Annotated in this window: 10 protein-coding genes; 7 read left to right on the top strand and 3 right to left on the bottom strand. The window is 61.6% G+C overall.

Going from position 1 to position 11,695, the window contains the following annotated elements; translation table 11 throughout:
- Positions 1 to 235: 235 nt before the first annotated feature.
- The 4 genes from N6G83_RS01435 (at position 236) to N6G83_RS01420 (ending at position 5,851) form a co-directional block, all read left to right on the top strand.
- Positions 236 to 658, top strand: a complete 423-nt coding sequence (locus N6G83_RS01435; RefSeq protein WP_043136420.1) for a nucleotide triphosphate diphosphatase NUDT15 — start codon at positions 236 to 238, stop codon at positions 656 to 658.
- Positions 659 to 873: 215 nt separating this feature from the next.
- The gene (locus N6G83_RS01430; RefSeq protein ID WP_043136424.1) at positions 874 to 2,034 is read left to right on the top strand and encodes a NapC/NirT family cytochrome c; all 1,161 of its coding nucleotides are present in this window, start codon (positions 874 to 876) and stop codon (positions 2,032 to 2,034) included.
- A 12-nt stretch (positions 2,035 to 2,046) separates the two neighbouring features.
- On the top strand, positions 2,047 to 4,521 hold the full coding sequence (gene torA, locus N6G83_RS01425; RefSeq protein ID WP_025303546.1) for a trimethylamine-N-oxide reductase TorA: 2,475 nt from the start codon (positions 2,047 to 2,049) through the stop codon (positions 4,519 to 4,521).
- Positions 4,522 to 4,675: 154 nt separating this feature from the next.
- Positions 4,676 to 5,851: a sugar efflux transporter gene (locus N6G83_RS01420; protein ID WP_260514409.1), complete on the top strand. Its 1,176-nt coding sequence runs from the start codon at positions 4,676 to 4,678 to the stop codon at positions 5,849 to 5,851.
- Here N6G83_RS01420 and N6G83_RS01415 read toward each other — a convergent pair.
- Positions 5,848 to 6,102, bottom strand: a complete 255-nt coding sequence (locus tag N6G83_RS01415) for a YkgJ family cysteine cluster protein (RefSeq protein WP_019453627.1) — start codon at positions 6,100 to 6,102, stop codon at positions 5,848 to 5,850. The genes N6G83_RS01420 and N6G83_RS01415 overlap by 4 nt on opposite strands.
- 271 nt (positions 6,103 to 6,373) lie before the next feature.
- Between N6G83_RS01415 and mtr the strand changes: the two genes are divergently transcribed.
- A complete protein-coding gene (gene mtr, locus N6G83_RS01410; RefSeq protein WP_197826440.1) occupies positions 6,374 to 7,618 on the top strand; it encodes a tryptophan permease in 1,245 nt (414 codons plus the stop codon).
- Between the two features lie 126 nt (positions 7,619 to 7,744).
- Positions 7,745 to 8,317: an elongation factor P-like protein YeiP gene (gene yeiP / locus N6G83_RS01405; RefSeq protein WP_004935725.1), complete on the top strand. Its 573-nt coding sequence runs from the start codon at positions 7,745 to 7,747 to the stop codon at positions 8,315 to 8,317.
- A 42-nt stretch (positions 8,318 to 8,359) separates the two neighbouring features.
- Here yeiP and uxuA read toward each other — a convergent pair whose 3' ends face one another.
- Positions 8,360 to 9,550: a mannonate dehydratase gene (gene uxuA, locus N6G83_RS01400; RefSeq protein WP_049208508.1), complete on the bottom strand. Its 1,191-nt coding sequence runs from the start codon at positions 9,548 to 9,550 to the stop codon at positions 8,360 to 8,362.
- Positions 9,551 to 9,843: 293 nt separating this feature from the next.
- Between uxuA and N6G83_RS01395 the strand changes: the two genes are divergently transcribed.
- Positions 9,844 to 11,316, top strand: a complete 1,473-nt coding sequence (locus N6G83_RS01395) for a mannitol dehydrogenase family protein (protein ID WP_260514405.1) — start codon at positions 9,844 to 9,846, stop codon at positions 11,314 to 11,316.
- Positions 11,317 to 11,377: 61 nt separating this feature from the next.
- Here the strand turns inward: N6G83_RS01395 and N6G83_RS01390 are convergent, their stop codons facing one another.
- A complete protein-coding gene (locus tag N6G83_RS01390) occupies positions 11,378 to 11,686 on the bottom strand; it encodes a type 1 fimbrial protein (RefSeq protein ID WP_004935734.1) in 309 nt (102 codons plus the stop codon).
- Between the last annotated feature and the right edge of the window lie 9 nt (positions 11,687 to 11,695).

Below are 11,695 nucleotides of genomic sequence, written 5' to 3'. Positions count from 1 at the left end.
CTGCTGAATTGAATCGTTTCAGCTTTATTGAGAAAAAGGAGCGTTACCCGCTGCCCACAAGCGGTCGGATAACGCTGAAACGTTTCAAGGAGTGTGTAAGCAGCGCAAGATGAAAGCAAGCTTTCTCCCTTTCGCCATTGCAGATTTTTGAGCTTACGCACACTTTCATCGGCGCATTGGTCAGCGCCGGGGCAAAATGACATACTGTGCTGAAACTTTGCTGACGGAGAAAAGCATGAATGTAGTGACGGGCGTCGGGGTGATCATCGTCAACCCGCAAGGCGAGATTTTGCTGGGCAAACGCTGCGGCTCCCACGCGCCCTTTTGGTCGATCCCCGGCGGGCATCTGGATGCCGGTGAAACCTTCGAGCAGTGCGCCCAGCGCGAAATTGCCGAAGAAACCGGGTTGATCATCGATCCGCCGCGCTTCGTTGGCGTCAGCAACAATCTGCAAACCTGGCACGCCGAAGGCAAACACACCGTGTCTATCTGCCTGCAGGTGGATCACCCCGGCGGCGAAGCCGAGCTGAAAGAACCCGAAAAATGCGCCGAATGGCGTTGGTGCGCGCCAGACTCTCTGCCGGAACCCCATTTCGAAGCCAGCCGCACAGCGATCCGCCTGTGGCTGAGCGGCCAGGCCTATCTGCCCACGGCCTGACCCATCGCGAGCGCGTGCTGCGCCGCCCCACCGCTATATAAATTAGAATATAACGCTATTTTTTGCGATATAAACCATTTTTTTGACTACGGATAACCCCATGGGGTTAACCCTCTTCTATTATTACCCCTGCAATCGACGTGGCATTCTGACCTCCGGTCGGTGGCCTTTTGGCAAGATTTTATTTTAAATTCATAATTATAAGCGGGTTTACCATGAGCAAAAAACTGACTGGCTTTGAAAAAAAGCGCCGGTGGGGATGGTTATGGCTTTTGCTGCTGGGGATTATCCTCGGCGCGGCGCTGTTGGCCGGGACTGCCACCGTATTCCATAAAACCAGCGATACCGCCTTCTGCGTTTCCTGCCACACCATGCAACAACCGCTGGCCGAATATCAGGGCAGCGTCCACTTCCAAAACACCAAGGGCATCCGCGCCGAGTGCGCCGACTGCCACGTCCCCCATCAGCCGATCGATTACCTGTGGACCAAGATCCGCGCGGTAAAAGACATCTACGGCGAGATGGTCGGTACCATCGATACGCCGGAAAAATACGAAGCGCACAAGCTGGCGATGGCGCAGTCGGTCTGGAAGACGCTGAAAGAAAACGATTCGGCCACCTGCCGTTCCTGCCACAGCTACGACGCCATGGACATCACCGCCCAGCGCCCTGAGGCGCGCCTGCAGCACCCGGTGGCGATCAAACAGGGCGAAACCTGCATCGACTGCCATAAAGGCGTGGCCCACATCCTGCCGGACATGAGCGGCGAAACCCAGGCTGGCGCCGCCGAGCTGGCCAAGGCCGCAGCGCTGACCGCACCGGGCGCCACCACCCTCTACACCATCGCCACCGAACCGTTCTTCCTCAGCGCAGACGACAGCCATAATGCCGGCAACCTGATGCCGTCCACCGAAGTGCAGGTGGTGAAACAGGAGGGCGACAAGGTGCTGGCCACCGTGAGCGGCTGGCAGCAAGACGGGGTCAGCGAAGTGTTCTACGCCGCGCAGGGCAAGCGCATCCTCAGCGTGCTGCTGGGTGAAGACGCGCGCAAACAGCTGAAGACCGCGTCCACCCAGACCGATGCGGAAACCGGCCTGGTCTGGCATCAGGTCTCTCTGCAGGTGTGGCTGCCGCGCAAGCAGCTGATCGACGATCAGCAAAAAATCTGGCGCTACGCCGCGGACATGATGTCGGCCAACTGCACCGGCTGTCACGGGCTGACCGCGCTCGATCGCTTCAACGCCAACCAATGGATCGGCGTCATCAAAGGCATGGCACCGCGAACCTCGCTGACGCAGGAACAGCTGCGCGTGCTGACACAATACGTACAAAAACACGCCAGCGACATGCCACCTGCCGCACCGGCCAAGCTTTAAGGGAGAAGCGCAATGAGCAACCAACAACCGTTAACCATGAGCCGCCGCCGCTTTCTGACCGGCGCCGCCGCGCTGACCGCCGCTCCGCTGCTGGCGGGCTTATGGCCCAAAGCGGCACTGGCGCAGGCCATCAGCGAAGCGCTGCCGCAGTTCATCGTCTTGCGTCAGGCGCAAAAAGGCATCCTGACCGGCGCCCACTGGGGCGCGTTTGAGGCCATCGTGCAGGACGGCAAGATGGTCGGCGTGCAGCCGGTGCAGGACGATCCGTATCCCAATGAGCTGATCACCATGGCGCCTTATCAGGTGCACGCCGAGAACCGCATCAAATACCCGATGGTGCGTAAAAGCTGGCTGGAAGGCGGCCCCGGCAGCCGTACCGAGCTGCGCGGCCGCGACGAGTGGGTGCGCGTCAGCTGGGACAAAGCGACCGAGCTGGTGTGCAATGAGATCACCCGCCTGCAGAAAGATCACGGCCCGCAGTCGATCTACGCCGGTTCCTACGGCTGGAAAAGCGTCGGCATGCTGCACAACAGCCGCACGCTGCTGCAGCGCCTGATGAACCTGACCGGCGGCTTCCTCGGCTACGCCGGCGACTACTCCACCGGCGCGGCGCAGGTGATCATGTCGCACGTGGTCGGCTCGATGGAGGTCTACGAACAGCAGACCGCCTGGCCGAACGTGATCGAAAACAGCGAGCTGGTGATCCTGTGGGGCTGCAACCCGATGGTCACGCTGAAAAACAGCTGGAACGTGCCGGATCACGTCGGCCAGACCGGTTTCGAAGCGCTGAAGAAAAAAGGCACCCGGGTGATCAGCATCGATCCGGTGCACAACGACAGCGCCAAGTTCGTCAATGCGCAGTGGATCGCCCCGCGCCCTTACACCGACGGCGCCATGCTGATCGGCATCGCCCACACGCTGCTGACCGAGAAGCTGCATAACCCGGACTTCCTGAAAACCTACACCGTCGGCTTCGACAAGTTCCAGGCCTACCTGCTGGGCGAGAGCGACGGCGTGGCGAAAACCGCCGAATGGGCGGCCGACATCAGCGGCGTCGATGCCGACACGCTGCGCGCGCTGGCGCGCGAGATGGCGAAGAGCCGCACCATGATCATGGGCGGCTGGGGCATTCAGCGCCAGCACCACGGCGAACAGCAGCACTGGCTGCTGGTGACGGTGGCGGCGATGCTCGGCCAAATCGGCCTGCCGGGCGGCGGCTTCGGCTTCAGCTACCACTATTCGTCCGGCGGCAGCCCAACCGCCAAGGGTGGCATCATCGCCGGCATCTCCGCCGGCAATGCGCCGAAAAACTCGCCGGCGCCGATCCCGGTGGCGCGCATCGCCGAATGCCTGAGCAACCCGGGCAAAACCATCGACTTCAACGGCGCCAAGGTCACCTACCCCGAGGTGAAAATGGTGTATGTGGCGGGCGGTAACACCTTCCACCAGCATCAGGACACCAATAACCTGGTCAAAGCCTGGCAGCGGCCGGACACCATCGTGGTCAACGAACCTTATTGGACCGCCACCGCCAAGCATGCCGATATCGTGCTGCCGGCCACCACCAGCTACGAGCGCAACGATCTGGAGATGGGGGGCGACTATTCGCAGCTCTATGTGTTCCCGATGCATCAATGCGTGCCGCCGCAGCACGAATCGCGCAGTGACTTCGACATCTTCTCGGCGATGGCGGCCAGGCTGGGCGTGCAGGAGGCCTTTACCGAGGGCAAGGATGAAACCCAGTGGCTGAAAGGCATGTATGACGACATGAAAAACCAGGCGCGCGCCGCGCGGGTGGCGCTGCCGCCGTTCGACATGTTCTGGCAATCCAATAACTACGTGCGTTTCCCGGTGCCCGAGGCCAATAAGCAGTGGGTGCGCTTCGCCGATTATCGTGACAACCCGCTGCTGAACCCGCTGGGCACGCCGTCGGGCAAGATCGAGATCTACTCCGACGCGATCGCCAAAATGCATTATGCGGATTGCCCCGGCATCCCGACCTGGATGCCGCCGCACGAGTGGTATCGCGGGCCGGAAGCGGCCAAGTATCCGCTGTCGCTCAATACCGCGCACCCGACCAACCGGCTGCACTCTCAGCTCGACAACACGCCGCTGCGCGAGAAATACGCGGTAGCGGATCGTGAAGCGATCCTGATCCACCCGCAGGACGCGCAGCCGCGCGGCATCACCGGCGGCGATCTGGTACGGGCGTACAACGATCGCGGCCAGATCCTGGTGGGCGCGGTGGTCAGCGAAGACGTGCGGCCCGGCGTGGTGCGCATCAGCGAAGGCGCCTGGTTCGATCCGGCCGATCCGGCGCAGCCCGGCTCGCTGTGCAAGAACGGTAACGTCAACTGCCTGACCTTCGACATCGGCTCTTCCAGCCTGGCGCAGGGCAACTGCGGGCAGATGGCGCAGCTGCAGATCGAGAAATATCAGGGGCCGGCGCTGAAAAATACCGCGCACGCGGTGCCGCAAGGCGCCTGATTTACCGGCAAGCAAGGGGGCGCAACGCGCCCCTTTTTTCTCGTCGCCGCGCGACATATCCGTTTACCCTTCGCCGCAAAGGAGCGGTTTGCGTTTCATTTCAACGGGCGTATGATGCGCGCGACCTTCCTTTTTCGACGAATTCTCAACCACCATGCCGACTTCATCCGCAGTAACGCGACGCGCGCCCGATCTCACTTCGCTGGCCTTTTTGGCGGTGGCGTTCCTGACCGGCATCGCCGGTGCGTTGCAAACCCCGACGCTGAGCCTGTTTCTGGAAACCGAGGTCAAGGTGCGGCCGGCGCTGGTCGGGCTGTTCTTTACCGGCAGCGCGGTGATCGGCATACTGGTCAGCCAGTTTCTCGCCGGCCGCTCGGATAAAAAAGGCGACCGCAAATCACTGATTTTTCTCTGTTGCATGCTGGGTGCGCTGGGGTTCACTCTGTTCGCCTGGAGCCGCAACTATTACCTGCTGCTGCTCGTCGGCGTACTGCTCACCAGCTTCGGCTCCACCGCTAACCCGCAAATGTTCGCTCTGGCGCGCGAACACGCCGATCGCACCGGCCGCGAGGCGGTCATGTTCACCTCCATCATGCGCGCCCAGGTCTCGCTCGCCTGGGTCATTGGCCCGCCGATCGCCTTCGCGCTGGCGCTGGGCTTCGGCTTCAAGGCCATGTATCTGGCGGGCGCGGCGGCCTTTGTGCTGTGCGGCCTGCTGGTGTGGAAACGGCTGCCTTCCATGCCGAAAACTGCCGCGGCGAGTGCGCCCCTGGCCGCACCGCGCCAGCATCGCCGCGATGCGCTACTGCTGTTTGGCGCCAGCACTTTGATGTGGACCGCCAACAGCATGTACCTGATCAACATGCCACTGTATATGGTGCACGAACTGCGGCTGCCGGAGCGGCTGGTCGGCGTGCTGATGGGCACCGCCGCCGGGCTGGAAATCCCGATCATGCTGATCGCCGGTCTGGTGGCGAAACGCTGCGGCAAGCGTTGTTTGATGCTAGGTGCCGCCGTCGCCGGCGTATTATTCTATTGCAGCCTGCTGTTTATCACCGGCAGTTGGCAACTCATCGCCCTGCAGCTGCTGAATGCGGCGTTTATCGGCGTGTTGGCGGGGATCGGCATGCTCTACTTCCAGGATTTGATGCCCGGCCAGGCCGGCACGGCCACCACGCTGTTCACCAACACCATTCGGGTCGGCTGGGTCATTGCCGGCGCCATCGCCGGTGCGGTGGCGGAAATCTGGAACTACCATGCGGTATTTTACGCCGCGCTGGCGATGGCGGCAGGTGCGACGCTGTGTCAGTGGAAGCTGAGGGAAGCTTAGGGCGCGGTGTCCGCTTCCAGCCTGGCGAGGTAGATCAGCGCCTGATCGCGGTGATCGTGGCACATATCGCGGCTCGGCTGCAGGCTGCCGCACACTTTCGGCCGCAGCGGCGAATGAAACAGGCCGCAGCGCAGCTGTTCATCCAGATGAATGCAGCGGGTATTGGCGGGCTTGCCGTTCGGCATGCCGGGGATCGGGCTGGATATTGACGGCGCGATACAGCAGGCGCCGCAGTCGCTGCGACAGTCCATCAGCGCTACTCCTGGTGGGCTGGGGAAAAGAAGCGCGACAATAGCAGCCGCGCGCGGTGGCCGCCAGCAGAATCCCTGCGCCTTGGCGATCTTTACACTCGTCCCGCAACCGTCTTACCCCGCCTGATTCGCCGCCTGGCGAGTAAACGCCCAAAAAGCCGCAATTTAAAGACAAAAACGCGTGAAACGTGCAATCCCCCCGCTTTACATGCGCCATGCACCCATGTACCATTGAGCTAGTACAAAAGAACTTCTTCCATCAGGAGCACGCATGTCTACGGACACCATCCAGAAGCTAGCCCGCCCTTCCGTCCTCGGCGGCGCGATGATCATTGCCGGAACCGCCGTTGGCGCCGGCATGTTTTCCATTCCGATCGTCACTTCCGGTGTCTGGTTCAGCGGCTCCGTCGCGCTGCTGGTGTATACCTGGGCCTGCATGTTGCTTTCCGGCCTGATGATCCTCGAAGCCACGCTGCACTACCCGAGCGGCGCCAGCTTCAACACCATGGTCAAGGATCTGCTGGGTAAGGGCTGGAACGCCGTGAACGGCCTGTCGGTGGCGTTCGTACTCTACATCCTGACCTACGCCTATATCTCCGCCGGCGGCTCGATTATCGCGCATACGCTGGAGGGCATCGTCGGCGTCGGCCAGACCACCGCCGGCCTGGTCTTCGCACTGGTCGTGGCGTTTATCGTCTGGCTCTCCACCCGCGCGGTCGACCGCCTGAGCACCATTCTGATCGGCGGCATGGTGATCACCTTCGTGATGTCCGTGGGCGACATGTTCACCCACGTGCAGCCCGCGGTGCTGTTCAACACCGGCGATAGCCAGGCCAGCTATCTGCCTTACGCCCTGGCGGCGCTGCCTTACCTGCTGACCTCGTTCGGCTACCACGGCAACATTCCCGGGCTGGTGAAGTACTACCACAAGGACAGCAGCTCCGTGGTGCGCAGCCTGGTGTACGGCACCCTGCTGGCATTGGCTATCTACATCCTGTGGCAGTATGTGATTCAGGGCAATATCGCGCGTGATGCCTTTAAGCAGGTGATCGCCGAAGGCGGCAATATCGGCAGCCTGCTCAAGCAAATGGGCAACGTCTCCAGCAGCCAGACCGTCAGCCAACTGCTGAACGCCTTCTCCTATATGGCGCTGGCCAGCTCGTTCCTCGGCGTGTCGCTGGGCCTGTTCGACTACCTGGCGGACTTCTGCAAGTTCAAGGATGACGCCGTCGGGCGCAGCAAGACCGCGCTGGTGACCTTTGTGCCGCCGACCCTGGCCGCGCTGCTGTTCCCGAACGGTTTTCTGTACGCCATCGGCTTTGCCGGGCTGGCGGCCACCATCTGGGCGGTGATCGTGCCGGCGCTGATGGCGCGCGCCAGCCGCCGCCGCTATCCGCAGGCGGGTTACCGCGCACCGGGCGGTAACGGCGTGATCCTGTTCGTCATCCTGTTCGGCTTGATCAACGCCGCCGCGCATATTCTGTCGCTTTTCGGCCTGCTGCCGGTCTTCCACTAATCCCCGACGGGAGGGCGGCCGCCCTCCCTTTCCCGCACTGTTTTTGCGCCGGGCTATTGCCTGAAATCGGTGGCGCGAGTACCTTGTCGCAACTTCTCTAATACTCTTCATTGCGGATGAATTGAAATGGCAAGAGCTAACGAAATTAAACGCGGCATGGCGATCAGCTACAACGGCAAGCTGCTGCTGGTAAAAGATATCGACGTGCAGAGCCCGAGCGCCCGCGGCGCCAGCACCCTGTACAAAATGCGCTTCTCCGACGTGCGCACCGGCCTGAAAGTGGAAGAACGCTTCAAGGGCGACGATATCCTGGACACCATTTCCCTGTCGCGCCGCAAGGTGAACTTCTCCTATATCGATGGCGAAGAATACGTGTTTATGGATGACGAAGATTACACGCCGTACATCTTCAAGAAAGACCAGATCGAAGACGAGCTGCTGTTCATTCCGGAAGGCGGCCTGCCGGGCATGCAGGTGCTGACGCTGGATGGCCAGGTGCTGGCGCTGGAGCTGCCGCAGACCGTAGATATGGAAATCGTCGAGACCGCGCCGGGCATCAAAGGCGCTTCCGCCAGCGCCCGCAACAAACCGGCCACCATGGCGACCGGTCTGGTGATCCACGTGCCGGAATACCTCAGCGCCGGCGACAAAATTCGCATTCATATCGCCGAACGCCGCTACATGAGCCGCGCTGACTAGTCGCGCCAGCGGGGCCGAGTCTCGGCCCCGTTTCATTTTCCGCTACGGCAATTCCGGGAAAAAGCGCCGCTTGAGCGCCAGCTCGACGCCGCGCAGCTCCGCCAGCCCTTTCAACCGCCCGATGGCCGAATAGCCCGGATTGGTTTTCTTTTTCAAATCGTCCAGCATCTGATGCCCATGATCGGGGCGCATCGGGATCGGCCGCCGATCGCCGGCCCGTTGCCGACGCAGCTCTTCGGTCAGGATCGCTTCGATCACCGCCACCATGTCCACATCGCCCTGCAGGTGCGCCCCCTCGTGGAAGCTTTTCGGGTTCTCCTCGCGGCAGGTGGCGCGCAGGTGGGTGAAGTGAATGCGATCGCCGAAGGTTTCAATCATCCGCACCAGATCGTTGTCGGCGCGCACGCCGTAGGAACCGGTGCACAGGGTGAAACCGTTATGAATGCTGTCGACGGTCTGCTTCAGCCACTGCATGTCTTCAATCGTGGAGACGATGCGCGGCAGGCCGAGGATCGGCCGCGGCGGATCGTCGGGATGCACCGCCAGCCGGATGCCGGCCTCTTCCGCCACCGGCACGATGGCGCGCAGAAAGATCGCCATGTTTTCGCGCAATTGCGCCTTGTCGATGCCGTCGTATTCCGCCAGGCGGCGGCGGAACTGATCCAGCGTATAGCCTTCTTCCGCTCCCGGCAGGCCGGCGATGATATTGCCGGTCAGCGTGGCTTTCTCCTCCTCGCTCATGGCGGCGAAATAGGCTGCCGCCTGACTGCGCTCTTGCGGCGTATAGTCCACCTCGGCGCCGGCGCGCTGCAGGATATGCAGCTCGAACGCGGCGAAGGCGATCTGATCGAAACGCAGCGCTTTGGCGCCGTCCGGCAGCGAATAGGCCAGATCGGTGCGCGTCCAGTCGAGGATCGGCATGAAGTTATAGCAGACGGTATCGATGCCACAGACCGCCAGGTTGCGCAGCGTCTGCTGGTAATGGGCGATATGCCGCTGCCAGTCACCGCTGTGAGTTTTGATTTCCTCATGCACCGGCACGCTCTCCACCACCGACCACACCAGTCCTTTTTCCGCCAGTAACGTCTGGCGCGCGCGGATCTCATCAATCGGCCAGACTTCGCCGTTCGCGATATGATGCAGCGCCGTCACGACTCCGGTCGCCCCGGCCTGACGCACATCATCCAAAGAGACCGGATCGTTCGGGCCATACCAACGCCATGTTTGTTCCATGTTTTGTCCTTATGCCTGTCTCGCATCGCGATGCTGTTATACCAGTTTAACGTAGATGTCAGTTACCTTTAAGGTACTCTTTCGCAACGCGCTGTCAAAAGTGAACCGCGCATTGGTTGATCCACTTCACGATTTTGGCTTATTTTGGACTGACCAATTCCTTTAACTTGTCGACAGACCTACACTGGTCGCAGTTTTTTATCGCCGGCGCCACCCTGCCCATACGGCGGCAAACTGGTCCGCTAACTTGATGCAAGTGGCCCGCCAGCTGTCCTACACGCTTTGGAGATGAGATGAAAACGATCGCCAACACCCCGCTACCGGGCACCGTCCGGCAACCGAACTATGATCGCCGTGCCCTGCGCAGCCGTATCGTGCACCTGGGTTTCGGCGCTTTCCACCGCGCACATCAAGCGCTGCTGACGGATCGGGTATTGAACGCCCAGGGCGGCGACTGGGGCATTTGCGAAATCAGCCTGTCTGGCGGCGTGCCGCTGTTTGAGGCGCTGCGGCAGCAGGATCATCTGTACAGCGTGCTGGAGAAAGGCGCGGACGGCCATCAGGCCATTGTGATCGGCGCGGTGCATGAAAGCCTGCACCGCAAGCTGGAGGGCATCGCCGCAGTGCTGGAGAAGCTGGCAGAGCCGCAGGTGGCAATCGTCTCGATGACCATCACCGAAAAAGGCTACTGCATCGAGCCCGGCAACGGGCAACTGGATTGGCAGCATCCGGGGATCGTCGCCGATCTGGCGGCGCCGCATCAGCCGCAGACCGTGCCCGGCATTGTGGTAGAGGCGCTGCGGCTGCGGCGCGAACGCGGCCTGCCCGCCTTTTCCCTGCTCTCCTGCGACAATATTCCGGAGAACGGCCACGTGCTGCGCCGGGCGGTGCTCGATCTGGCGCAGGCGCGGGATCCGTCGCTCGCCGATTGGATCGCCGCCGCCGCCACCTTCCCCTGCACCATGGTGGACCGCATCGTGCCGGCCGCCACGCCGACTACGCTGGATGAGATCGCCGCCGCGCTGGGCGGCGTGCGCGACGAATGCGCTATCGCCTGCGAGCCCTTCATTCAATGGGTGGTGGAAGACCACTTCGTCGCCGGACGCCCGGCGTGGGAGCTGGCCGGCGCCCAGTTGGTCAGCGATGTGCTGCCGTTTGAACACATGAAGCTGCGCATGCTGAACGGCAGCCACTCGTTCCTGGCTTATCTCGGCTACCTGGGTGGCTACCGCTATATCAACGAGTGCATGGCGGATGAGCACTACCGTCGCGCCGCCCTGCGATTGATGCTGGACGAACAGGCCCCGACGCTGAGCGTCACCGGCATCAGTCTGGCCGACTACGCCGCACAGCTTATCGCGCGCTTCAGCAATCCGGCGCTGCAACACCTCACCTGGCAGATCGCCATGGACGGTTCGCAGAAGCTACCGCAGCGTCTGCTGGACGCCGTGCGCTGGCATCTGCGGCACGGCGGCGACTATAGCGGGCTGGCGCTGGGCGTGGCGGGCTGGATGCGTTACGTCGGCGGCGTCGATGACGCCGGACAGCCGATCGACATTCGCGATCCGCTGGCAGACGTGCTGCAACAGACTGTCGCCGCCACGCCGGACGATCGGCGGCGCGTAACGGCGCTGCTGGCGCTCAAACCGGTGTTCGGCGAAGCGCTGGCGACGCATGGGGGGTTTACCGACGCAGTGACGCAAGCCTATTTATCACTGCGCGATCGCGGTGCGCGTGAAACGGTGAAGGAGTGGGTGAAGCAGTGAAGTGCCTGCAGGCTGAGAATAACCATGCCGACGTAACGTTACGCCGGCATGGCGGAACGACTTAACGATAAACGACCGTCATAACAGCAAGTTTCTTCTGTTGGTCTACCCACTTCATTTCGGTTGTGCCAAGATTCAGCGGAAGTTCTTTGCGTGTAGTATCAAAACCTGACAACGCTTGCTGGGCCTGATAATGCTGGCCGTTGCGGTAACATTGCGTATTCGCCTTAGAATCTGCAATCTTGACCGTGCAAGGACTTTCAACGATAGAGCCGACGAAGCGAATTACCCCGCCGGCCACTCCTGCCTGACTCACTGCCGTCCATGAAAACAACATTCCTACGATCAAAAATAACCGAAAGGTATTCATGGCAACCTC

This window comes from Serratia sp. PL7, assembly GCF_945957435.1.
Note: the sequence above shows the minus strand (reverse complement) of the source record. Positions and strands in the feature narration are given on the sequence as shown.